The organism is Kitasatospora sp. NPDC090091 (genome assembly GCF_044747365.1).
Lineage (GTDB): Bacteria > Actinomycetota > Actinomycetes > Streptomycetales > Streptomycetaceae > Kitasatospora.
This window is the reverse complement of the sequence record NZ_JBIVDY010000002.1, coordinates 576,908-600,497: the sequence shown is the minus strand read 5'-3', so window position 1 is coordinate 600,497 and position 23,590 is coordinate 576,908. Positions and strand designations below refer to the sequence as shown.

Annotated in this window: 15 protein-coding genes, 2 tRNA genes and 1 rRNA gene; 11 read left to right on the top strand and 7 right to left on the bottom strand. The window is 76.2% G+C overall.

Annotated elements, in window-relative coordinates; translation table 11 throughout:
* The 3 genes from ACIPSC_RS05705 to ACIPSC_RS05695 all read right to left on the bottom strand — a co-directional run.
* Positions 1 to 93, bottom strand: a 16S ribosomal RNA gene (locus ACIPSC_RS05705); the annotation flags it as partial.
* Positions 94 to 642: 549 nt separating this feature from the next.
* Positions 643 to 2,070, bottom strand: a complete 1,428-nt coding sequence (locus tag ACIPSC_RS05700) for a PP2C family protein-serine/threonine phosphatase (RefSeq protein WP_400823320.1) — start codon at positions 2,068 to 2,070, stop codon at positions 643 to 645.
* 172 nt (positions 2,071 to 2,242) lie between these two features.
* Positions 2,243 to 3,622, bottom strand: coding sequence for an NAD(P)/FAD-dependent oxidoreductase (locus ACIPSC_RS05695; protein WP_400823318.1), 1,380 nt, complete (start codon positions 3,620 to 3,622; stop codon positions 2,243 to 2,245).
* Positions 3,623 to 4,233: 611 nt separating this feature from the next.
* On the opposite strand from ACIPSC_RS05695, the gene ACIPSC_RS05690 reads away from it, so the two are divergent.
* The gene (locus tag ACIPSC_RS05690) at positions 4,234 to 5,178 is read left to right on the top strand and encodes a TetR/AcrR family transcriptional regulator (protein ID WP_400823316.1); all 945 of its coding nucleotides are present in this window, start codon (positions 4,234 to 4,236) and stop codon (positions 5,176 to 5,178) included.
* A 337-nt stretch (positions 5,179 to 5,515) separates the two neighbouring features.
* Positions 5,516 to 7,822 carry a sigma-70 family RNA polymerase sigma factor gene (locus ACIPSC_RS05685; RefSeq protein ID WP_400823314.1) on the top strand — a complete coding sequence of 769 codons (2,307 nt, stop codon included), beginning with the start codon at positions 5,516 to 5,518 and terminating at the stop codon, positions 7,820 to 7,822.
* Between the two features lie 94 nt (positions 7,823 to 7,916).
* On the opposite strand, the gene ACIPSC_RS05680 is transcribed toward ACIPSC_RS05685, so the two are convergent.
* The 3 genes from ACIPSC_RS05680 to ACIPSC_RS05670 all read right to left on the bottom strand — a co-directional run bounded on the left by ACIPSC_RS05680 (position 7,917) and on the right by ACIPSC_RS05670 (position 11,652).
* Positions 7,917 to 8,681, bottom strand: a complete 765-nt coding sequence (locus ACIPSC_RS05680) for a DsbA family protein (protein ID WP_400823312.1) — start codon at positions 8,679 to 8,681, stop codon at positions 7,917 to 7,919.
* Positions 8,682 to 8,758: 77 nt separating this feature from the next.
* A complete protein-coding gene (locus ACIPSC_RS05675) occupies positions 8,759 to 9,295 on the bottom strand; it encodes a universal stress protein (RefSeq protein ID WP_400823310.1) in 537 nt (178 codons plus the stop codon).
* Positions 9,296 to 9,465: 170 nt separating this feature from the next.
* Positions 9,466 to 11,652 carry an asparagine synthase-related protein gene (locus ACIPSC_RS05670; protein WP_400823308.1) on the bottom strand — a complete coding sequence of 729 codons (2,187 nt, stop codon included), beginning with the start codon at positions 11,650 to 11,652 and terminating at the stop codon, positions 9,466 to 9,468.
* Between the two features lie 811 nt (positions 11,653 to 12,463).
* Between ACIPSC_RS05670 and ACIPSC_RS05665 the strand changes: the two genes are divergently transcribed.
* From ACIPSC_RS05665 to ACIPSC_RS05625, 9 genes are all read left to right on the top strand, one after another.
* Complete coding sequence (locus ACIPSC_RS05665; protein ID WP_400823306.1) at positions 12,464 to 13,888, top strand: MFS transporter; 1,425 nt, start codon at positions 12,464 to 12,466, stop codon at positions 13,886 to 13,888.
* Between the two features lie 94 nt (positions 13,889 to 13,982).
* Positions 13,983 to 14,044 (top strand) — tRNA-Ser (locus tag ACIPSC_RS05660).
* A 417-nt stretch (positions 14,045 to 14,461) separates the two neighbouring features.
* The gene (locus tag ACIPSC_RS05655; protein WP_400823304.1) at positions 14,462 to 16,054 is read left to right on the top strand and encodes a TROVE domain-containing protein; all 1,593 of its coding nucleotides are present in this window, start codon (positions 14,462 to 14,464) and stop codon (positions 16,052 to 16,054) included.
* Between the two features lie 188 nt (positions 16,055 to 16,242).
* Positions 16,243 to 17,478, top strand: a complete 1,236-nt coding sequence (lhgO, locus tag ACIPSC_RS05650) for an L-2-hydroxyglutarate oxidase (RefSeq protein ID WP_400823302.1) — start codon at positions 16,243 to 16,245, stop codon at positions 17,476 to 17,478.
* A 174-nt stretch (positions 17,479 to 17,652) separates the two neighbouring features.
* Positions 17,653 to 18,483, top strand: a complete 831-nt coding sequence (trmB, locus tag ACIPSC_RS05645; protein ID WP_400823300.1) for a tRNA (guanosine(46)-N7)-methyltransferase TrmB — start codon at positions 17,653 to 17,655, stop codon at positions 18,481 to 18,483.
* Between the two features lie 126 nt (positions 18,484 to 18,609).
* Positions 18,610 to 20,058, top strand: a complete 1,449-nt coding sequence (locus ACIPSC_RS05640) for a PrsW family intramembrane metalloprotease (RefSeq protein WP_400823298.1) — start codon at positions 18,610 to 18,612, stop codon at positions 20,056 to 20,058.
* 100 nt (positions 20,059 to 20,158) lie between these two features.
* Positions 20,159 to 20,232 (top strand) — tRNA-Met (locus ACIPSC_RS05635).
* Positions 20,233 to 20,429: 197 nt separating this feature from the next.
* Entirely contained in the window at positions 20,430 to 21,203 is a 774-nt protein-coding gene (locus ACIPSC_RS05630) for a hypothetical protein (protein ID WP_400823296.1), read from the top strand.
* 465 nt (positions 21,204 to 21,668) lie between these two features.
* Entirely contained in the window at positions 21,669 to 22,823 is a 1,155-nt protein-coding gene (locus ACIPSC_RS05625) for a hypothetical protein (RefSeq protein WP_400823294.1), read from the top strand.
* On the opposite strand, the gene ACIPSC_RS05620 is transcribed toward ACIPSC_RS05625, so the two are convergent.
* Positions 22,738 to 23,586, bottom strand: coding sequence for a class I SAM-dependent methyltransferase (locus ACIPSC_RS05620; protein WP_400823292.1), 849 nt, complete (start codon positions 23,584 to 23,586; stop codon positions 22,738 to 22,740). The two genes, ACIPSC_RS05625 and ACIPSC_RS05620, sit on opposite strands and share 86 nt — an antisense overlap.
* Between the last annotated feature and the right edge of the window lie 4 nt (positions 23,587 to 23,590).

The following is a 23,590-nucleotide window of genomic DNA, read 5'->3' as shown; positions in this document are numbered from 1 at the left end:
ACTGATCCACCCCGAAGGGCTTCACCGTTCGACTTGCATGTGTTAAGCACGCCGCCAGCGTTCGTCCTGAGCCAGGATCAAACTCTCCGTGAATGATTACCGGTAATCCGGTTCACACTCGCGTTGAGCGGCACGGCAACCACCGGAATAGGGCGGCCCCGCGCACTGCGTCCTCGCTGTGTTATTTCAAAAGGAATCTCCAACCACGGTCCGAAGACCGAGGCCGGGGATGTCAACATATCTGGCGTTGACTTTTGGCACGCTGTTGAGTTCTCAAGGAACGGACACTTCCTTCAGGCGGCTTTCACACCGGCCCTCCGGGCGCTTCGTTCTTTCGTGTTTCCAGCTTATCAGATGTTTTCCGCTCCGCTTCCGGGGCTTCCTTCATCCAACTCGCCGGTGTCTTCCGGGGCTTGACGCCCTGTCCGACGTTTCAAACTCTAGCCGATCCCCGCCCCGAAAGGCGAATCCGGCCGCAATCCCGATAAACGCACACACCGAATAGACCCCGAACCGAACAGGAACGCGACAAAGCGCGGTCCAGCCCGAAAGGGAAGGAGTGGTGTTTCAAGGGATTGGCCGCCCCGGGACCGTCCGCGCCGATGCGTGTCCGGTGCTCCCTGCCAGGCAACTCGAAGAACATTAGACCTCTCGGGAGGGCGAGTCAACCCCCGGCCCAGGTTCGGCGGCCGGCTCCGGATCCGGGCTCGCCGGGCTCACCGGGCCAGCCGAAGGAGCCTGCGTGGCCGGAGCCGCAAGGCCCGGGTCCGCTTCCTCCGCCGGCAGCTGGAACGCGAGCACGGCGACGTCGTCGTCGTGCTCCGCCGTGACGCCCATGGCCCGCAGCAGCCGGGCGCAGACCACCTCGGGGGCGCCGACCGCTCCGGCGAGGGTGCGGGCGAGCAGGTCGAGGCCCTGGTCGATGTCCTCGTCCCGGCGCTCCACCAGGCCGTCCGTATAGAGGACACCTGTCGTTCCGGGGAGCAGGCGCAGGGTGTGCGAGACGTGGACGCCGCCGCCGGTGCCCAGCGGCGGCCCGTTCTGCTCCTCGCTGCGCAGGACGGTGCCGTCCGGGCAGCGCAGCAGCATCGGGAGGTGGCCGGCCGAGGCGTAGGTGAGGGCGCGGCGCTTCGGGTCCCAGACGGCGTAGCTGCAGGTGGCGATCTGGTTGGCGTCGATCTCCATGGCGAGGCCGTCGAGCAGGCGCATCACCTCGTGCGGCGGCAGGTCGAGGCGGGCGTAGGCGCGGACGGCGGTGCGGAGCTGTCCCATGACCGCGGCGGCGCGCAGTCCGCGGCCCATGACGTCGCCGATGACCAGAGCGGTTCGGCCGCCGTCGATGGCGATGACGTCGTACCAGTCGCCGCCGACGGCCGCCTCGGCGCCGCCGGGCTGGTAGGTGGCGGCGACCCGGAGGTCGGCGGGCTGGTCGAGCTTCTGCGGGAGCAGGCTGCGCTGGAGGGTGACGGCGGCCTCGCGCTGGCGGCGTTCGGCCTCGCGCAGGCGGGTGGCGGCGAGGACCTGGTCGGTGACCTCGGCGGCGAAGATGAGGACGCCGGCCGGGGGCGTGTCCTTGTGGTCGCCGGTGTCGTCCGGCTCGGCGCGCTGGTCGTGGCGGCTGAGCGGGACGCAGGAGACGTTGTAGTAGCGGTTGCCGGTGAGGCCGAGGATGCATCGGGCCTTGACGCTTCGCGGGCGGCCGCCGCGGATGACCTGGTCCATCAGCGGCAGCACGCCCATGGTGCCGAGCTCGGGCAGGGCGTCGCAGGCGGGCAGGCCGGCCTGGCGGTCGCCGAAGAGCTCGCGGTAGGCGCGGTTGGCGTAGCCGAGCTGGTGGAGCGGGCCGTAGGTGACGGCGACCGGGGCGGGGATGCGGCTGAGCACCTCGCGCAGCTCCTGCGGACGCTGCGGGTCGAGCAGCTCGTTCGGGCCGGCCGGGGTGGCGGGGTCGCGGGGGCCGGGGACCACGACATCGCCGGAGGGCGTGCCCTGGTCGGTGCCGCTCCCGCCGGACGGGAGGGCACGCCAAGGGGCTCCGGTGAGCCGGGCGCTCCAGCGCATGAGGTTCAAACGACGGCCGCTTCCTCGGTTTCCAGGCATATCATCACTTTTTGTGCGCGCACTGACACACGGGGTAATGACTCGGTTGGGCCGATCCTGTCAGGCGGAGGCCCGATTCCGGAAGTCGCGCGCGCACGGCGCGGCCGTCGGATGGGTCACGGTGGGGCGCCCGGGGGCGCCGTCAGGTCGGACGGTCGTCCGCAGCCCCGCGCCCCGGGCCCGTCTCCGGCCCGGCGCCACGGCCGCTCCTCGGCCCGGTCCCGAACCCCGCTTCGAACTCCGCCCGCGGGTGCTCCAGCGTTCCGAGTGAGACCACCTCGCGGGCGAACACCCCGCCGAGCAGCCAGTCCATCAGCACCCGTACCTTCCGGTCGCCGCTCGGCAGCCGGTTCAGGTGCCGGGCCCGGTGCAGCCACCAGGCGCGGCGGCCGGTGAGCCGCCCGCCGCGCCGGGTGTGGGCGACCGCGCGGCGCAGACCGAGCGAAGTGGAACAGGCGGCGCGGTCGGGCCGGTACTCGGCGATGCCGGCCGCCCGGGGGCCGCCGTCCAGGGAGACCAGCAGGTTGGCGGCGAGCAGCTCGGCCTGGTCGAAGGCGTGCTGCGCGTTGGGCGCGCAGGGTGCGCCGCCCGCGTGCGGGTCGGGCACGGCGGCGCCGTCCCCCGCGGCCCAGACCCCGGGCAGCGCCCGGCCGTCCGGGCCGACGACCTGGAGGGTGGGCAGGCAGCGGATCCGGCCGAGGGTGTCCAGCGGCAGGTCGGTGTCGCGCAGCAGCGGGGACGGGCGCACCCCGGCCGTCCAGACCAGGGTGCGGGCGGCGAACCGGCTGCCGTCGGAGAGCGCCACCACCCGGTCGGCGGCCGACTCCAGGGTGGTGCGCAGCCGGACGTCGACGCTGCGTTCGCGCAGCTGGGCCAGAGTGTGCGCGGCCAGCTCGGGGGACTCCTCGGCGAGGATCCGGTCGGTGGCCTCGACCAGCACCCAGCGCAGGTCGTCCTGGCCGACGTTGTGGTAGCCGCGGACCGCGTGGCGGGCCATGTCCTCCAGCTCGGCGAGCGCGCCGACGCCCGCGTAGCCGGCGCCGACGAAGACGAAGGTCAGCGCGGCCTGGCGGAGGGCAGGGTCGCGGGTGGCGGAGGCGAGGTCGAGCTGTTCCAGGACGTGGTTGCGCAGGCCGACCGCCTCGGCGACGGTGGAGAAGCCGAGGCCCTGCTCGGCGAGTCCGGGGACGGGGTCCGTCCGGGAGACCGAGCCGGGGGCGACCACCAGCACGTCGTAGTCGAGCTCGACGGGCGCCGGTGGTTCGCCGCGGCCGGCGGCGTCGGCCCAGGCCCGGCGGGTGGCGTGCTCGATCCGGGTGATCCTGGCGGTGAGGACCCGGCAGTGCGGGAGGGCCCGGCGCAGCGGGACGACCACGTGGCGGGGGTCGATCGAGCCGGCGGCGACCTCGGCGAGCAGCGGGTGGTACGTCAGGTGGGACTGCGGCTCGACCACGGTGATCTCCGCGTCTCCGCTGCGGATCCGCTCCCGCAGCCCGCGCTGGAGGTGCAGCGCGGCGGACATCCCTGCGCAGCCGCCCCCGACGATCAGGATCCTGATGACGCACCTCCTGCCGATGTTGGCCGTCCGCCGGCCATCGGCCGCCGGCGCACCGCCGTCGTCTAGCCCTCAATGAAGGACCTCCGGGGGCCCTCTTGTCCACAGTCCGTGCCGGGGCGGATGGGGCCGGAGTGGACGGATGGGACCGAATGTGCTTCCGGGGACGGTTTCTGACGCACTTTCGGCCTCGAACCGAGGTGAACTATGGTCGGATTGTGTTTCGGCGCGGCCACCGCCATGTCAATCGGCGGCGACGCACCGTGGAGCTGCCATTACGGCCAGTTCCAGCGTTGGCGGGAGAGCCCGACTGCGGGACGGTGTTCCGGGGAAGGGTAGTCCCGGACGAGGCCCGGCAGGACGGTCCTCGTGCGTATGCGGTCAGCCGGGTCCGGTCGGACGCGGTCGGCCGGGCACGGACGGCCGGGCGTCTCCCGGGCAGGGCGAGCCGGCGGGCACGGCGCAACCGGCGCGAGTGATGGGTCATCGGTCATTTCTGACAGGCGGAGCTGCACCGGGGGGTGCAGGGGCGGGCGACGGCAGGGCCCGGGAACGGGCGCCTGCGGGGGAGAGTTGGGATGATGGAGCAGGAACGACTGTTGGGACGGGCGGACGCTCCGCGCGCCGTCCAGGGCGTGGTGCCGGAGCAGCGCAGCCCGGCGGAACCATCGGCGCAGGCCGGGGTCGCGTACGCCGGGGTCCCGTACCGGGCCGAGCCGTCGCAGGCAGGTGGTGCGGCGGTGCCGGGTTCCCGGTTGCGGGTGGACGCCCGGCGGAACCTGGAGAGCGTGCTGCGGGCGGCGCGCGAGGTGTTCGGCGAGTTCGGCTACGGCGCGCCGATGGAGGAGGTCGCGCGCCGGGCCGGGGTCGGGGTCGGCACGGTGTACCGGCGTTTCCCGAGCAAGGAGGTGCTGGTCCAGCGGATCGCCGCCGAGGAGGTGGCCTGGCTGACGGCGCAGGCGCGCGAGTCGCTGTACGGCGGCGACGGTGCCTGGGAGGCGCTGGCCGGGTACCTGGCGCGGGCGGTGTCGACCGGTGCCGGGCGGCTGCTGCCGCCGGAGGCCTTCCGGTACGCGGAGGAGCTGGGCCGGGTGCCCGAGCAGCGGTCGGGCGATCCGGCCGGTGCGGGCGGCATCCCGGGCTCCGTCCCGGGCGGTCTCCCCGGCGCCCTCCCCGCCGGTCGGATCGAGCCACGCGGCGGCGGGCCGCAGGACGGCGATCCGGTGGCGGCGGACGCGGACCCGCGGCTGCTGCTGCAGCTGTTGGCGGCGCTGGTGGCCCGCGCGGGTGCGGCCGGCGAGCTGCGGCCCGGGGTGACGGTGTCGGACGTGGTCCTGGTGCTGACGGCCTCGGTGCCGGTGCACGCCGGACGGACCGCACCCGAACCGGCTGGGGCGGGTGCAGCGGGTGCGGCCGCCGGCCGACTCGGGGCGGTGGGCGCGCGGCAGACGGACGGTCACCCCGCCGAGGCACCGGCCGACCGGCTGCTGCGGATCCTCCTGGACGGGCTGCGGACGCGCTGAGGTCCGGCGCACTGCGCTCCCTCCGGCCGCTGCGGGTGGGCGAGTTGGGCGCCTTGCCGGCGGGTGCCGTCCGGCCCTGCGCCCGACGCGGGGCTGCGCGCCGCCGGGGCGCCGGCCTGGCCGAACACATCCGCGACGGCCCCTCGGAAGAGTGGGTGACGGCGGTCCGGCTACCGCCTCACTCTGCGCTATGCCATCCTTTGCCCGTGGTTGGAGCCAATGTCCCGTTGCGCGCCGTTCGCGCGCAGTCGGCGCCGCACCGCCGGGAATCGTGCGCCTACGCACTCCCGCGCGCCCTGCCACACTACGGGGGCTGTCGTGGAATCTGGGGTCCGTTGTGAGCGCCGAGGAACAGAACGACTACGGCTACGGCCTCGGCTTCGGCCGCTCCGGACAGGGCGGACCGGACGGCGGGCCGCAGGGCCCGAGCGCGGGTTCATCCGGCCACGCGCCCGGCCACGCGCCGGGGCACATGCCCGGCGGACTGTCCGGCCCGTCCACGCCTTCGGGGCCCACCGGGCAGGTGCCGGACCAGGCCGGGATGCCCAGCCGCGAGACCCTCTCGGCCTCCGCCGCCGCGCTCCCGCACGGCCGCGTCCCCGGCCAGGCACCGGCCGGCCGGGGCGGCGTCACCCCTGAGGCCTTCATCGGCGCCCGCCGGCCTGCCCGGCCCACCGTGCCTGCCCCCGCCGACCCGGCGGACGGCGAGCGCCCGCCGTCCGACGCCGAGTTGACGGCACTGGTCCGGGCCGGCGACGACACCGCGTACGAGGAGATCTACCGCCGGCACGCCGACTCGGTGCGCCGCTACGCACGGACCTGCTGCCGGGACAGCTTCACCGCCGAGGATCTCGCGGGCGAGGTCTTCGCCCGCACCCTGCAGGCGCTGAAGGCCGGCAAGGGGCCGGAGTTCGCCGTCCGCGCCTACCTGCTGACCGCCGTGCGCAACGTCGCCGCGGCCTGGACCCGCAGCGAGCGGCGCGAACAACTCATCGACGACTTCAGCTCGTTCGCGCAGACCTCGGCCGCCACCGTCGACCTCGACCTGGCCGACCCGGGCGCGGACGCCTGGGCCATGGCGATGGCCGACCAGCGCATGGTGATGCAGGCCTACGCCGAACTCCCGGAGGACGACCGGGTGGTGCTCTGGCACACCGAGGTCGAGCGGGAGTCCCCCAAGACCGTCGCGGTGATGCTCGGCAAGACCGCCAACGCCACCGCGGTGCAGGCGCACCGGGCACGCGACCGGCTGGCCGTCGGCTTCCTCCAGGCGCACGTCTCGGGCAGCCAGGACCGGAACTGCGAGGGGTACGCCAACCGGCTCGGCGCGTACGCGCGCGGCTCGCTGCGCAAGCGGGCGTCGGCGGAGGTCGGGCGCCACCTGAAGGAGTGCGACCGCTGCACGGCCGCCTGCCTGGAGCTGTCCGAGATCAACCACGGGCTGCGGGCGCTGCTGCCCGGCGGCGTGCTGGTCTGGGTCGGCGTGGGCGGCTTCGGCGCCGCCGCGGCCGCCGTCGGCGGGGCCGCGGCAGCCGGCGGTGCGGCGGTCGGCGCGGCGGCGGCCACCTCGGGCGGCGCGGCCGCCGGGACGGCGGGGACGACCGCCGGCGCGGCGGCGGGCTCCGCGGCCGGCGGCGCGGCGGGCTCCGCGGGCAGTGGCGGGGCCGGCGCCGGGGTGCTGGCCGGCGAGGGCCTCGGCGTGGCGGCCAAGGCCGGGATCGCCGCCGCCGTCGCGGTCGCCGCGGCGGCCGTCGCCGCCTACGCGCTGACCGGCTCGCCCGACCCGAAGCCCGTGGTGGCCGCTCCCCCGGCCTCCTCCCCGGCCGTCCCGGCTCCGCCGCCGACGGCCGTCCCGGCTCCGGTGCCGCCGAGCCCCGCGCCGAGCAGCCCCGAGCCCGAGCCCGCGGAGGAGCCCCCGCCGAGCCCCTCCCCCGCGCCGAAGCCGCCGGCACCGGCAGCACCGGCACCGGCGAGCCCCAGGGCCGAGCCGCCGAGGCCCGCGCCGAGCAGCCCGCGGCCGGCGCCGCCGTCCCCGACACCGGCTCCCACCCCGCCGCCGAAGCCGACGCCGCCCCCGGTGCCGGTCCCGGTGGTACCGACGCCGACCGTGCCCGCGGTGCCCACCCCGGAGCCGCCCGTCGTACCGACGCCGACCCCGCCCCCGGTGCCGACGCCGACCGCGCCGCCCGCGCCGACCGACTTCTGGGCCGACGACCTGCCGGTGGTCAAGCCCGGCAGGAACCGGGTGCCGCCGCCGGGCCCGAGCATCCGGGAGAAGGACAGCGACTGGTTCTGGCAGCGCGACAGCGTCCGGATCGGCGGCACCCGGTACGCCCACGGCATCACCGTGCACGCACCGGCGGCCACCGTGGTCGATCTCAACCGCACCTGCACGTCGTTCGACGCGGTCGCGGGGGTGGACGACATCACCGCCTGGCCCGGCGGCGTCGTCTTCTCCGTGCAGGCCGCCGACGGCCGCACGCTCTGGAAGTCGCCCGTCCTGGCCACGGGGGACGACGCGGTGCCGGTGCACGTCCCGCTGAACGGGCAGAAGTCGGTGCGGCTGGCGGTCGCCCCGGCGCGCGGTGCCTGGCCGGTCCTGAACGTCGCGGACTGGGCCGAGGCCCGCTTCAGGTGCGTCTGAAGCGGGCCTCGGGGGGCGTCGGGGGGCGTCGGGGGGCGTCGGGGGTGCGGCGTCCGCCCGGCGGGCCGCGGAGCGGCCCCGGGCGGGTGCGGCCTCAGATCGCGCAGGAGCCGTCCGCGCAGGCCTCGCCGGCCGGGGCGACCGGCACCGGCACGGGGCGGCGCTCGCCGATCTCGGCGGCGACCTGCTCCAGCACCTTGCGGAAGGTCTCGGCCTCCTGGCCGCCCTGCACCGCCCACTTGCCCTCGAAGACGAAGGTCGGCACGGCGGTGATGCCCAGCTCCCGGGCCTCGGCCAGCTGCGCCTGCACCTCGGCGGTGCCCTCGTCGCCCGCCAGGTAGGCGGTCACCCGGTCGCGGTCCAGGCCGGCGGAGACCGCGACGTCGGTGAGCGCCGCGCGGTCGCCCACGTCCACGCCGTCGGTGAAGTGCGCCTTGAGCAGCGCCTCCTTCACCCGGCCCTGGGCGGCCGCGCCGTACTCGGTCTCGGCGAGGTGGAGCAGCCGGTGGCCGAGGAAGGTGTTGGCGTGCAGCGCGGCGTCGAAGTCGTAGGTGATGCCCTCGGCGCGGCCCAGCTCGGCCACCCGGGCGTCCATCGCGACGGACTGCGGGCCGTAGCGCTCGGCCAGCCAGGCGCGGTGCGGGCTCGCCGCGGCCGGCGCGTCCGGCACCAGCTGGTACGGCCGGTAGACCACCTCGACGCCCTCCTTGCCCGCGAAGCCGTCCAGCGCCTCCTCGAAGCGGCGCTTGCCGATGTAGCACCAGGGACAGGCGATGTCCGAGTAGATCTCGACCTTCATGGCGGGGGTATCTCCAGGGGTGGGGCGGACGGTGTTCCGAATGGGTGAACGGTCAACCATCTCGGGACATTCCCGGCAGCACCCCGCGAGGCGTCCGGGCCCCGGGCCGGCCGGGGCCCGCCGGCTCGGGGGCCGGCTCAGGGGACCGCGGGCTCGGCCACGGGCGGCGCGGGGACGACCAGGACCGGGCAGGCCGCGTGGTGGACCGCCGCCGAGCTGACCGAGCCCAGCAGCAGCCGGTTGAAGCCACCGTTGCCCCGGGTGCCGACCACCAGCGTGTGCTGCCGGGCCGAGGCGGCCAGCAGCACCTCGATCACGTTGCCGAGCACCACGTGCAGCGAGAGCGCCCCCTCGTACGGGCCGCTCCGGGCCCGCTGCACCGTGGCCACCGCCCGACGCAGGCCGTCGGCCATGCTCTCGACCAGCGTCTCGACGCTCTCCTGGACCAGCTCCGCCATCCCCGGCGGGTAGCCGGCCGGGGCCGGGTTGACCACCGCGAGCACGTACAGCGGCAGGCCGAACCGCTCGGCCTCGGTCATCGCCCGGTCCAGCGCCCAGAGCGAGCCGTCCGAGCCGTCGCAGCCGGCCAGCACGCCCGGCGGGCGCCCCACCGGCAGCCGGCCGAGCACCGACAGGACGACGGGGACGGACGGATCCGGGCTGGCGCTGGTCACCAAGGCCTCCACGCGGGCGGAGCGGACGGGTTGGCGCCATGATTGCCCGTCCGGACCCCCGGGGCCGCCGAGCCGCGCCGGGGCGCCGCAGCGCGCGGGACGCGCCGGCCGCACCGGGCCACACCGGGCGACCCGGCGCGACCCGGCGCGGCCCGGCGCGGCCCGCGGCCTCAGCCGAAGCGGGCCGGGGCCAGCGCGGTGCGCCGGGCCGGCGGCAGGCCGGTCCAGCAGGCGCCGTGGCGACGGGCGCGGACGCGGCGCAGCCAGAGCTCGGTGGCGGCCAGTTCGGCGAGGCCCGCCAGGGTGCCGGGTGGCAGCGCGGCGGCCGGGTCCGCGCAGCGGGCGAGGCCGGCCCGGACGGCGGGCAGGTCGATCAGGCCCGCCTCGGCGAGCAGCGGGGCGTCGAACAGCTCGGCGAGGCCGTCGGCGGCGAGCCGCAGGCCGGCCCGGGCGGGGGCGGTGCGGTCTGGGCGCGGGCCGCGGCCCCAGTCGGGCGGGAGGTCGGTGCGGCCGGCGCCGGTGAGCACCGCGCGCAGCAGGGCGTGCCGGGCGCCGGGCTGGAGCCGGATGTCGTCGGGCAACAGCCGCGCCGCGCGGACCACCTGGTTGTCCAGGAACGGCGCGTGCAGCCGCTGGCCGGGCTGTTCGGCGGCGTGCACCAGCGTGCGGAAGCCGCGCGCGTGCCGGTACAGGGCGTACCGGGCCCGGCGCGCGCCGGGCGGCTCGACGGGCGCCGGTTCGCGCGCCGCCAGCCGCAGTCGCAGCGCGACCGCGGAGAGCGCCTCGTCGGAGAGCCAGCGGGCGGCCGGGCCGGGGACGCACCAGGCCAGGTCGTCCGCCGAGCGGGCGCCCGCCGTGCCGCCGCCGTCCGGGCCGTGACGCAGGGTCAGCCGCACCGCCGCGTCGTCGAGCGCGTCGGCGTAGCGGATCCGGGAGAGCCGGTGGGCGGCGCGGACGACGGTGAGCGGGGTGCGCAGCGCGCCCGCGAGGACGCCGGCCGTCGCCCGGTCGGCGCCGGCCAGGGCGGCGACCGGTGGCAGCAGTTCGCGCGGGCGGCCGGCCCGGACCAGGTCGGCGAGCCGGGCGGGGTGCCCGTCGAGGACCTGCCGGGCGCCGTAGCCGGTGAGGTGGTCGGTGCCGCCGGCGCCGAAGCGGGCCTCGGCGCGGGCGGCGGCGACCAGTTCTGGGCCGGGCTCGTCGGTGAGCGGGCCGTCCTGCGGGTCGGCGCGCAGGTCCGCGTACGGGAGGGTGGCCGGGTCGGGGGCGAGCACGGTGTGCCGCAGCCGGGGGATGTCGGTGGCGAGCGTCGCGGGGGCCTCGGTCTCGCCGAGGGTGACGGCGGCCAGCTGCTCCGGTCCGGCCCGGTCCGGGGCGGCGGCGCGGGCCCAGGAGCCCTTGACCGCGCCCGTCCTGGCCGCGCCCGCGCCGGCCGCGGCGGGGCCGGGCGCGGCGTCCCCGTCGGCCGCGGCCCGGTCGCGGACGGCTGCCGCCGGCCCGGGCCCCGGCGCGAGCGGCACGGCGGCGGCCAGCAGCGCCACGGTGGCGGAGGCGGTGCCGTACGAGAGGTCGACGCCGAGCCGGGCCCGCTCGCCGGCGGTGCGGCCCGGGGCCGGGGTGCGGACCCGGGAGCGGACCGACTCCAGCAGCGCGCGGGTCAGTTCGCGGACGGCCGGGGCCTCGCCGCGCCGCCGCTGCGCGTCGCCGGTGTCGTCGTACGCGGCGAGGTAGGGGCGGCCGCCGCGGATCGCCAGCGCGTGGCCGGGCGGCACCTGCTGCACGCCGAGGTACGGGGTACCGGTGCCGAGGGCCTCGGGCGACTCCGGGCAGGCGAGCCGGGCGGCCAGGTGGCCGGTGTCGATCGGCGCGCCGATCAGGTCGGCGAGCGGGAGGGCGGCGGTGGCGTACGCGGTGCCGCCGCCCCAGGGGGTGTGGAAGACGGGCCGGGCGCCGGCCAGGTCGGTGAGCAGCACGGTGGAGCGCGTGCCGGTGCGCAGCACCACGGTGTAGCTGCCGGGCCAGGCGGTGAGGTGACGGACGGCGCCGCCGCGGGCGGCGGCGAGGCCGGCGGCCAGTTCGGCGTCGGAGGCGCCGCAGTGGCCGAGGACGGCGAGCCGGACGGTGGCGGGGGTGTCCTCAACCGGGTCGGGCGCGGTCGGTCCGGTGGTGACGGCGGCGGGGGCGCCGGGGCGCAGGGTGGCCAGGCGGATCTCCTCGGGGCGCCAGTCGCCCACGGCCCAGAGCGGGTTCGGTCCGGCCCAGAGGGCGCGCGCGGCGATCGGCGCCACGGCGCCGGGCGTCTCCTGCGCCGGTGCGCCCGCCCGGGGCGCGCCCGTGCTCCAGCCCGTCAGCCACCGCATCGCGCCTCCACCGGACGAGGACCTGCCGCCGCGCGGCGCGTCCGCCGCCGGGGCAGCCCCGGCCGGCCCATGGCGCACCGCGGCGGCCGCCCACGCGATCCGGCGCACCGTCAGGAGACATCGTGCCACCGGTCGGCCGTCCCGGGACCGGAGTTGTCGTTTCCGCCTGACGGCGGTACCCGGCCCGCGGCCGGCGTCCGGACGCCCGGGCGGGGCTCGGCGGCGGTCCCGCCACGGCCCCCCGCGGGCCCCGGCGCACTCCGCGCACCCCCCGGCCGGGCCGGCCCGCGCACTTCCCCGGCCGGGGCGGGCCGGGCCTCCCCCTCCTCGGCCCGGACCGCCCCACATCGCCGCCTTGACATGACCATCGCGAGATGGCCGAAAGGCGTCGTCCGGCCCGGGAGGGCATCCGCATGCCCTCCCGGACTCCGCCACCGTCCGCGGGGATTGAGACGGCGGCATCCCCCGGCCCGCCGGGTCCTCGACGGCGGGCCGACCCACGACCACCAGCGAATCGCCGACCGGCCGGTCGGGCCAGGGGGCACGGCCGGGCGCACATCGACACGGGACCGGAGCACGACGCTCCGGCGCGCGGCCGCCCGCCCCGACCCCGGCCGGTTCCGAGTGGTCCGGACCAACCCGCCGGGCCGCCCCGCGGACCGCCGGAGGCCCGGCACCGGGTGCACGATCCCGCCATCCGGAATGCGGCCTCTTAACCCTCGGAACGCGTCCGACTACTCTAGGTACAGCAGCTACGGCCCGGTGCCGCCCGGGCCCCGCGCACAAGGCCGCAGGAGGTGTCGCCGCCACCATGACCGTCAGCCCACGTGGACCGAACGAACGGCTCGGCACGCTCCTGACCCTCGCGCAGATCAGCAACGCCGGCCTGGCCCGCCGGGTCAACGACCTCGGCGCCCAGCGCGGGTTGACGCTGCGCTACGACAAGACCTCGGTGGCCCGCTGGGTCAGCAAGGGCATGGTCCCGCAGGGGCCGGTCCCGCACCTGATCGCCACCGCCATCGGCGGCAAGCTCGGCCGGCCGGTGCCCCTGGAGGAGATCGGCCTCGGCGACACCGACCCGGCGCCCGAACTCGGCCTGGCCTTCCCGCGGGAGGTCTCCGAGGCGGTCCGCTCCGCCACCGACCTCTGGCGGGTCGACCTCGACCTGCGCCGCGGCTCCGGCGGCGGCCGCTGGAGCGACAGCCTGGCCGGGACGTTCTCGGTCGCGGCGTACGCGACCCCGGTCTCCCGCTGGCTGATCACCCCGGCGGACGGCTCGGTGGCCCGCGAGGTCCGGATGCCGGCCGAGGCCGGCTCCTACCGGGTCGGCCACTCGGACGCCGCCAAGCTCCGCGAGGCCGCCCAGGAGGCCCGCCGCTGGGACTCCAAGTACGGCGGCGGGGACTGGCGTTCGTCGATGGTGCCGGAGTGCCTGCGGGTCGAGGCGGCACCGCTGCTGCTGGCCTCCTACAGCGACGCGGTGGGCCGGGCGCTGTTCGGCGCCACCGCCGAACTCACCCGGCTGGCCGGGTGGATGGCCTTCGACACCGGCCAGCACGAGGCCGCGCAGCGCTACTACATCCAGGCGCTGCGGCTGGCCCGCGCCGCCGCCGACGTGCCGCTCGGCGGCTACGTCCTCGCCTCGATGAGCCTGCAGGCGGGCTACCGGGGCTTCGCCGAGGAGGCCGTCGACCTCGCCCAGGCCGCACTGGAGCGCAACCGAGGGCTGGCCACCGCCCGCACCATGAGCTTCTTCCACCTGGTCGAGGCACGGGCCCAGGCCAAGGCCCGCAATGCCGCGGCGTGTGCGACGGCGCTCGGCGCGGCGGAGAGCGCACTCGAACGGGCACGCGCCGGGGATCCCGATCCGGCGTGGATCGACTTCTACGCCTACGACCGGCTCGCCGCCGACGCCGCCGAGTGCTTCCGGGACCTCGGAGTGCCCTCCAAGGTCCGGCAGTTCACCCGCGAGGCACTGGCCCGGCCGACCGAGGGCTTCGTCCGCTCGCACGGGCTCCGGCTGGTCGTCTCCGCGATGGCCGAGGCCGAGGCCGGCAACCTGGACGCGGCCGTGGCCGCCGGCGAGCGCGCAGTCGAGGTGGCCGGGCGGATCTCCTCCCAGCGCAGCCGCGAGTACGTGGTCGAGATGCTCCGCCGGCTCGAGCCGTTCCAGGGCGAGCGCCGGGTCCGGGAGTTGACCGAGCGGGCCCGCGCGGTGCTCGTCGCCCCGGCCTGACCCGCAGGACGGGCCGTCCGGTGCACGGAAGGCGGCTGGATATTCGGATGCACGGGCGGGAGAGGCCTGGCTATGGTCTCTCTCGTCCAGGTGCGCAGGCGGAGGTTACTTCCACTGTTAATGGGCGGGTCGCGGGTTCGAGTCCCGCCACCGGCTTTCGGGCCGGTGTAGCTCAGTCGGTAGAGCAGCTTGTCACCTCAGCCGCTTCAGAACTCTGGACACTTATTCGTGAATAGAATTCCGCACCTCCCGGTGCGACGGCAGCGGTTACTTCGTGGAGTGCCCCCAGCGGGGCGCGGTGAACCGGAAATCAACACCGCCGCCATCTTGATCTCGGGAGGCAGAGCGCCCGGGGTGCCCGGTGCGCAGGCGGGGGTTACTTCGGATCTTGGGGTTCCGGGTTCGAATCCCGGTCGGTCCGTACGCGAGTACGGCCGGTAGCTCAAACCGGACAGAGCGCAAGGCATACAAACCTCCGCCGACGTCGGCCGCCGGGCCGGCACGATCTCGGGCACCCCTTTGTTCGCCATGCCTCCCTGCACGTTCCATTCGGCCAGCAAGGGGGATATCAGCATGTCGCGTTTCAACGGCCGCAAGGCCAAGCCGAGTCCGAGCTCGCCCGTGACCACCACCGGGCAGCGCACGGCCAACCACAACGGCGGCACCGGCCACCTGCGGCACGCGAAGTCCGAGCTCTTCCTGCTGGCCGTCGCCAACCTCGTCGGCCAGGACACCTTCTACGAGACCGGTGGCGCCCGCGACGACCGCTACACCGAGCTGGTGCGCCGACTCGCCGTCACCGACCCGGAGTGGACCCTCGGCCTGCTCCGCTGGCTGCGGACCGACGCCCACATGCGCACGGCCGCGCTGGTCGGCGCCGCCGAGTTCACCCGGGCCCGGCTGGACGCCGGGGCGCCCGGTTTCTCCCGGCAGGCCGTCGACGCGGTGCTGCAGCGCGCGGACGAGCCCGGCGAGCTGCTCGCCTACTGGACCTCGCGCTACGGCCGCGCACTGCCGAAGCCGGTCAAGCGTGGCGTCGCCGATGCCGTCCGCCGGCTCTACAACGGGCGCTCGCTGCTGAAGTACGACACCGCGTCCAAGGGCTACCGCTTCGGCGACGTCCTGGAGTTGACCCACCCCGCGCCCGACCCGGCCAAGCCGTGGCAGGGCGAGCTGTTCCGCTACGCGCTGGACCGCCGGCACCGGCCCGAGGAGGCCGTCCCGCCGGCCTCGGACGCGCTGCTCACCGCCAACCGCGAGCTGCTCGCGCTGCCGGTCGAGAAGCGGCGGGCGGCGGTGACGGCCGAGGGCGGCGCCGAGCGGCTGGCCGCCGCCGGGCTGACCTGGGAGGCGCTGGCCGGCTGGCTGCAGGGCCCGCTGGACGCGCCCGTCTGGGAGGCGGTCATCCCCTCGATGGGGCCGATGGCGCTGGTGCGCAACCTGCGCAACTTCGACGAGGCCGGCGTCCGGGACGAGGTCGCGGCAGGGGTCGCGCGGCGGATCGCCGACCGGGGCGAGGTGCACCGCTCGCGGCAGTTCCCGTTCCGCTACCTCGCCGCGTACCGGCACGCGCCGTCGCTGCGCTGGGGGCACGCACTGGAGGCCGCGCTCTCCCACTCGCTCGCCAACGTGCCCGCGCTGCCGGGCCGGACGCTCGTGCTGGTGGACCGCTCGGGCTCGATGTTCGACCGCCCGAGCGCCCAGACCCGGCTCAACCGCGCCGACTCGGCCGCGATCTTCGGCACCGCGCTGAAGATCCGGGCCGCCGACGCCGACCTGGTCGAGTTCGGCACCACCAGCCGGGTCGTCACCGTGACGAAGGGCGAGCCGGTGCTGCGCGTGCTGGAGCGCTTCACCAGCCTCGGCGGCACCGACACGGCCGCCGCCGTCCGCGCCCACTACCGCGGCCACGACCGGGTGGTCATCGTCACCGACGAGCAGACCGGCCCCGGCTGCTGGGGCGGCGACCCGCTGGCCGAGGTCCCGACCGACGTGCCCGTCTACACCTGGAACCTGGCCGGCTACCGGACCGGCCACGGGCCCGCCGGCACGGCGAACCGGCACACCTTCGGCGGCCTGAGCGACGCGGCCTTCCGGCTGATCCCGCTGCTCGAAGCGGGCCGGGACGCCACCTGGCCGTGGAAGCGGCAGCACGGGGAGCGCTGACGCCCGGCTCCGGGCAGCGAGCTCCGGGCAGCGAGCCCCCGGCGTCGTGCGTCGAGGGGGCCTCCGGGACGGGCCCGGAGGCCCCCTCGACCGGTACCGCGCGCCGTGGCAGCATCGGCGGGTCGGGCCCCTCCCGCCCGGCGGCGGGCGCGGAGGGAAGACCCGGGCGGACGCGTGGGGAGCGAGCGGTGACGTACGACTACGACGTAGTGGTGGTGGGCGGGGGCATCGTCGGGCTCTCCACGGCGTACGCGCTGACCAGGGAGCGGCCCGGGCTGCGGCTGGCGGTGCTGGAGAAGGAGGCCGGCCTCGCCGCGCACCAGACCGGGCGCAACAGCGGGGTCATCCACAGCGGCGTCTACTACCGGCCGGGCTCGCTCAAGGCCCGCTACGCCGTCTCCGGCGCCGCCGAGATGGTGGAGTTCTGCCGCACCCACGACGTCCCCCACGAGGTGACCGGCAAGCTGATCGTGGCCACCGACCCGGCCGAGCTGCCGCGGCTGCACGCGCTCGCCGAGCGCGGCCGGCAGAACGGCATCCCGGTCACCGAGCTGGACCGGGCGGGCATCGCCGAGCACGAGCCGGAGGTCACCGGCATCGCCGGGCTGCACATCGGCACCACCGGCATCTGCGACTTCCCGGCCGTCGCCGGCACCTACGCCCGGCTGGCCCGGGAGGCCGGCGCCGAGCTGCGCACCGGCACCGAGCTGCGGGCCGTCGCCCGCCGGGCCGACGGGGTGACCCTCCAGACCTCCGCCGGGGAGCTGCGCTGCCAGGTGCTGGTGAACTGCGCCGGCCTGCACAGCGACCGGATCGCCCGGCTGGCCGGCGACGACCCCGGCGTGCGGATCGTGCCGTTCCGCGGCGAGTACTACGAACTGACCAAGGAGCGCCGGGAGCTGGTCCGCGGCCTGGTCTACCCGGTGCCCGACCCGGCCTTCCCCTTCCTGGGCGTGCACCTGACCCGGGGCATCCACGGCGACGTGCACGTCGGCCCGAACGCGGTGCCCGCGCTGGCCCGCGAGGGCTACGACTGGCGCACCGTCCGCCCGCGCGACCTGGCCGACACGATCACCTTCCCCGGCACCTGGCAGATCGCCCGCCGGCACTGGCGGTACGAGATCGGCGAGCTGCACCGCTCGCTCTCCAAGCGGGCCTTCACCACCGCCGTCCAACGGCTGCTGCCGGCCGTGACCGCGGCGGACCTCGTCCCGGCCGCCGCCGGGGTGCGGGCCCAGGCGGTGGCCCGGGACGGCGCGCTGCTGGACGACTTCGCCTTCGCCGGTTTCGACCCGGACGACCCGCGCTCCACCCGGCGCCTGGTGCACGTCCTGAACGCGCCCTCCCCGGCGGCCACCGCCTCGCTGCCGATCGGCCGCGAGGTGGCCCGCCGGGCGCTCGCCGCCCAGGAGGCCGGTGGCTGAGCGCGGACGCGTGACCCGGGCCCAAGCGACGGCGTGGGTGCGCAGGAAGTCGAACGGGCCGACTTCCTGCGCACCCGCCCCGCCCGCCCCGCCCACCGCACCCGCGTCGCGTGCGTCACAGGGCCTCGCCGGGCCTGCGGTACGCGCCGGGCGGCCCCGTAGACTCGGTTGATTGTGACTGCCACCGCCCCGATCCCCCAGCAATCGCCCTCCGCCCGGCTCTCCGCGGCGCCCGCCGCGTACCCCGCGCCGATGTACCCGCACAAGGCCACCGAGGCCCAGCACAGCGAGCGGCGCATCCGCAGCTTCCAGCCGCGCCGGGGCCGGATGACCAACGCCCAGGCGGGCGCGCTGGACCGGGGCTGGGAGAAGTACGGCATCGCGATCGACGGCACCCCGCTCGACCTGCGCGACCTCTTCGCCGACCGGCCGGTCACCCTGGAGATCGGCTTCGGCATGGGCGAGACCACCGCCGCGATGGCCGCCGCCGACCCGGCGACGGGCATCCTGGCCGCCGACGTCCACACCCCCGGCCACGGCAACCTGCTCGGCATGCTGGAGCGCGACGGCTCGGAGAACGTCCGGCTGGCCGCCGGCGACGCCGTCATCCTGCTCCGCGACATGCTGCCCGACGCCTCGCTGGCCGGCCTGCGGGTCTACTTCGCGGACCCGTGGCCCAAGCCCAAGCACCACAAGCGCCGCCTGGTCCAGTCGACCTTCCTGGACCTCGTGCTGCCGCGGCTCGCCCCGGGCGCCCTGGTGCACTGCGCCACCGACTGGGAGCCGTACGCGGAGCAGATGCTGGAGGTGCTCTCCGCCTCGCCCGAGCTGGAGAACCTGCACCCGGAGGGCGACGGCACCGGCTGGCTGGAGCCCGCCGACCACCCGGACGGCAGCATCCCCGGCTACGCGCCGCGGCCGGACTGGCGGCCGGTCACCAAGTTCGAACGGGCCGGGATCGCCAAGGGCCACGTGGTCCACGACCTGCTGTTCCGCCGCCGCTGAGCCGCCGCCGGGTGTTCGACCCGGCGGACCCGCACCGGCCCACCGGCCCCGATCCGGCCGATCCGGCCGGGGAGATTCGTCCCGACTCCTCCCGGCGGGCCGGTGCCTTGGCCTACCCTGTGCCGGGTGAGCAGCCCGTCCGGCGGCGGGAACGGGGCCACGGCCCACGCCGCCGACGACCGAGCGATGCCCACGCGCACCGCCGGCACCCGGACCATCCCGGGGCCCCGGGGGCGCCGGGCGCACCGGTTCGTGCCCTGGCCGGCCGCCCTCGCACCGCAGCCCGCGCCGCCGGCCACGCCCCAGCCCGCGCCACCGGCCGTTCCACAGCAGAGCAGCCCGCCCGGCAGCCCGCCCGACCCCCCGCCTGGCACCCCCTCGGGCACCGCACCGCCCACCGCGGCCCCGACCGCACCGCCCGCCGCGCCACCCGGCCCCGCCGCCGGGGCGGCCCCCCGGCGGCGGGGCGCCGGCCGCTCGCTCGCCGTCTCCTCCGTCACCGCGGGCGCCGCCCTGGCCCTCGCCGGCTGCGGCGCGCTGATCCTGCACCTGGTGCACCGCCAGACCGGCACCACCGGACTGCTGGTCGGCCTCGGCCTGGCGACCGTCCCGCTGCCCTTCGTGCTCGGCGGCCTGGCCTGGCTCAACCAGACCGCCCGGGTGCCGCTGCGGCACACCGTGTTCTGCCTCGGTTGGGGCGCCTTCGCGGCGACCACCGTCGCGATCCTCGCCAACGGCTGGACCGCCGACTACCTGACCGCCCACCAGGGCAGCCTGGGCGAGGCGCTCGGCGCCGACCTGGTCACCCCGGTGATCGAGGAGAGCGCCAAGGGGGCGGCGCTGCTCCTGCTGCTGGTCCCGATCGGCCGGCAGCTCCCGTGCCGCGGCCACCGCACCACCGACCGCCCCTGCGCGAGCGTGCTGCGCCCGCTGCCGGGCGCCGGCCGGCCCCGCCCGTACGCCCGCCGGACCGCCGTGCCGAACGCCCGCGGCCGGCTGCGCCCCTACCTGCGGCCGCTGCCCTACCTGCGCCCGTACCCGCTGACCCACGACCGCCCGCGGGCCCGGGCCCGCCCCCGCACCCTGGCCGCCGGGGTGGTCCTCGGCGGGGTCACCGCCTGCGGCTTCGCCTTCACCGAGAACGCGCTCTACCTGGGGCGGGCCTTCAGCGACGACGAGCAGCAGCGGCTGGACAGCATCGGCCTCGGGGCGACCCCGAGCCTGCGCGACTTCGACAGCACCGTGCAGACCTTCGTCCTGCGCGCCCTGCTCTCCCCCTTCGCCCACCCGCTGTTCACCGCGCTGACCGGGCTGGGCCTGGCCGTCACCCTCACCACCGGCCGGCGCTGGCTGGCCCGGCTGGCCGCGCCGACCGGGCTGGTGCTGTCGATGGCCCTGCACGGCACCTGGAACGCTGCGGCCGACCTCGGCACCCACGGCTTCCTGCTGGTCTACGCGGTGCTGATGGTGCCCTGCTTCGCCGCGCTGGTGGGTTTCGCGGCCTGGGCGCGGGCCCGGACCGTCCGGCACTCCGCGCGCCGCCCGCGCGCCCCGGCCCGGGCCGCGGCCGCCTGAGACCGCCCGCGGAAACCCACCCGGCCGGGACCGGCCGCCGGGCCCGCCGGAGAACCGATTTCCCATCCGCGCGACTTCCCCGTATTGTTGTGTTCACCGACGCGGGGTGGAGCAGCTCGGTAGCTCGCTGGGCTCATAACCCAGAGGTCGCAGGTTCAAATCCTGTCCCCGCTACTCAGTAGCCGAAAGGCCCGGAGGATTCGTCCTCCGGGCCTTTCGCCGTTCCAGGGGGCTGCGGCGACGGCACGATTGCATCAGGAACCGGTAACGGGACCCGGACCGCAAGATCCGGTAAAGGGACCGTCAAGCATACTGAGGGCGCACCTGTCACTCGTTCGGACGCGACCGCTCGCGTCGAGTAAGGAACCCTGATGCTGTCGAAGCGCCTTGTCAGTACCGCCGCGATCTGCCTGCTGCTGGCAGCGGGCACGGCCGCGTGCGGCGACTCCAAGGACAGCAAGGCCCCGGCCGCGGCCGCGGTGCCGAAGCTGGACACCGACAAGCTGAGCGCCGACGAGATCCAGAAGCAGGCGAAGGACGCCCTGGCCACCGCCTCCTCGGTGAAGATCACCGGCGAGATGACCGACGCCGACGGCAAGATGACCATCGACCTGGCGCTCGACACCAAGGGCCAGTGCACCGGCACCATGAGCATGCCCGGCACCGGCAAGTTCGAGATCATCAGCGACGGCAAGCAGTCCTTCCTGAAGCCGGACAAGGACATGTGGACCGCCGTCGGCGGCCCGAACGGCGCCAAGGCCGCCGAGCTCTTCAAGGGCCGCTACCTCACCGGCTTCGAGAGCGATGACGACTTCAAGAGCCTCTCCTCGGTCTGCAACCTCACCGTGCTGAGCAAGCAGCTCGTCGAGGAGGACGGCGACAAGAGCACCTACACCAAGGGCTCGGCCGGCACCGTCAACGGCGCGAAGACCTTCAGCCTCAAGGCGAAGGACGCCAAGGGCGAGGAGTCGACCATCCACGTCCTGGTCGAGGGCAAGCCCTACCCGGTGCGGATCGAGAAGGCCGGCGGCAAGGAGAGCGGCCAGATGAACTTCGGCGACTTCGACAAGCCGCTCACCGTCCAGGCCCCGCCGGCCGACAGCGTGATCGACTTCAAGAAGTTCAAGGAGCTCCAGGGCGCCTGATCCGGGCCCCGGGCAGCGGCCGCGAATAATCCGTTGCCCTCCTCCGGGTGGGCTGCCTATGGTGGCGACACACTGAAAGGAGGTGATCCTGAATTGAGTTCCATCAGGATGCGTGAGGTGGCTGCTCGCTAGAGCCGCCCCTGCCTGCGCAGGGCGAGGCCCCAGGCCTCCGGCAGGCGAATCCCAAGCAGTCACCCGGCCCGTGGGCTCACCGGTACATCCCCGGTGCCTCGGCGCCCGGCCCCTCGCAGGGCCGGCGCAGAGGAGCAGCCCACGGGCCGTCTGCGTTTCACGGCACCTTTTCCGGCACCCTGCCCTGTCCAGCCCCCCCCCCCGCGGTTTCCGGCGCCCCGTACCGGGCATTCGAGCTCCGGCGGGCTTGCCCGCGGCCGGGCGGCAGGCGGCGCGCAGCCGCCCACCAACTAGAGTCGCGAACCGGAGCGGGACGGGTACAGGGGGTACGCGATGGCGGGGAAGGTCGGGCGGGCGGGGAGCGCGGCCGCGACGGTGCACGCGGCGCAGCGGGTGGCGGCCGCGGTGCTGCTCGGGGTCGGTGTGCTCGGGCTGCTGCTGTTCTCGCTCGGCCGGGAGCACGCCTGGCAGGCGCTGGGCGGCGGGCTGGTGGTGGCCGGGGCGTCGATGGTGCTCGGCGGGGCGCTGGGCTTCCTGTTCGGGGTGCCCCGGGTGCGCAGTGGCAGCGGTCCGGGCGGCGAGACGCACGGCTCCTACGCGCCGAACACCAATCTGGAGCAGGTGTCGGACTGGCTGACCAAGGTGCTGCTGGGCGTCGGGCTGACCCAGCTCGGCTCGCTCGGCGAGCGGATGCACCAGCTCGGGTCGGCGCTGGCTCCCGCACTGGGCGGGGAGGAGGGCGCCGTCCCGTTCGCGGCGGCGCTGGTGCTCTACTTCCTGGTCCTCGGCTTCCTGGCCGGCTGGCTGGTGACCCGGCTGGCGCTGCCCCGGGTGCTCTCCGACGCGGACGAGGCGCTGGACCTCTTCCTGGCGGGCCAGGACCGCGACCGCCGGGGCGACAAGGTGGGTGCGGACGACCTCCGGGTCCGGGCGATGCAGCAGCTGGGTCTGCTGGGCGGCGCCGCGGACCGGGCCGAGGAGCCGGTCCACCGCCCGTCGGCGGGCGCGGTGCCCGGGCCGGCGACCGTGATGGCCGAGGTCCGCTCGGCGGCCCGGCGCTCGGCGCTGACCGCGGACCAGGTGCGCGAGCTGTTCGCGGACGGCGACGAGGGCCGCCGGCTCCAGGCGCTGGCCCTGATGCAGGGCGATCCGGCGCTGGCCGACCTGCCCGGCGTGCTGGACGCGATCGAGCACCCGCGCTCCGGCTTCGAGCAGTACAACGCGCTGCTGGCGGCCCGCGGGCTGCTCAACCGGCTGCCGGCCGCCGAGGCACAGCGGCTGCGCGACGCGCTGGCCGGGCAGCTGGTGGCGGCGGACGGCATCCCGTACGGCTCGGACCGGAGCTGGCTGGCGGAGAAGATCCTCTCCCGCCTGGAGGCGCCCGGCCTGCCGCCGCAGCAGATCAGCCTCCCGCAGCAGGCGGGCCCGGCCGCCGAGGCGCCGGCCCAGCCGGAGTCGTCGCCGCCGTCGCAGCCGGTTCAGCCCTAGGGAGCCACCGGGAGCCGCCGGCCCGGCGTCGGTGGTCGGCGGCCCGCAGGACGAGGACGCGCCGGGAGCGGCCGTCCTCCGCCCGGGCGAACACCTCGATCTCGCTGGCGATCCGGCGCTCGCCGAGGGTGTGCCGCAGCCCGTCCAGGTGCGGGCAGCGCTGACCGGAGCCGTCGTGCAGCGGGTGGACCCGGACCTCGCCGTCGGGCCGGGTGACCCGGACCAGTTCGGCCAGGGCGGCCACCTGCCGGTCGAGGTCGAACAGCTCGGGGTAGGCGAAGACCAGGTACCCGCTGAGCGTCAGCGCGAAGGTCCCGTCGGCGAACGGGAGCCGGGGCAGCGCGGCTGCCACGTACTGCTCGGGGTGGCGCCCGGTGTCGGCGGTGAAGAGCCGCCGGGCCCGGTCCCAGCTGCGCAGGTAGCGGTCGTACGGGCGGTGCTGCGGCAGCGGGTAGAGCGCCGGACGGGCCGCCATCGCGGCGGCCATCGAGGCACGGGCGGCCAGCGCGCGGGCCGCCACCTCGGGGACCGGCAGGGCGTAGGCCGGATCGGTGGCGATCACGTGGCAGCCCAGGGCGCGCGCCTCGGCGGCCAGGCCGGCCGCGCCGGCGGGGCAGTCGAGCACCGGCCCGGGCACGGCGGCGAGCGCCGCGCGGCTCAGGCCGAAGAGACCGCAGTACTCGTCCAGCGGGCGGGAGGTGACGAGGACGCCGGCGGGGTCGGGGGCTGCGCGGGCGGCGGCGGGGGCTGCAGGGGCGGCCATGCGG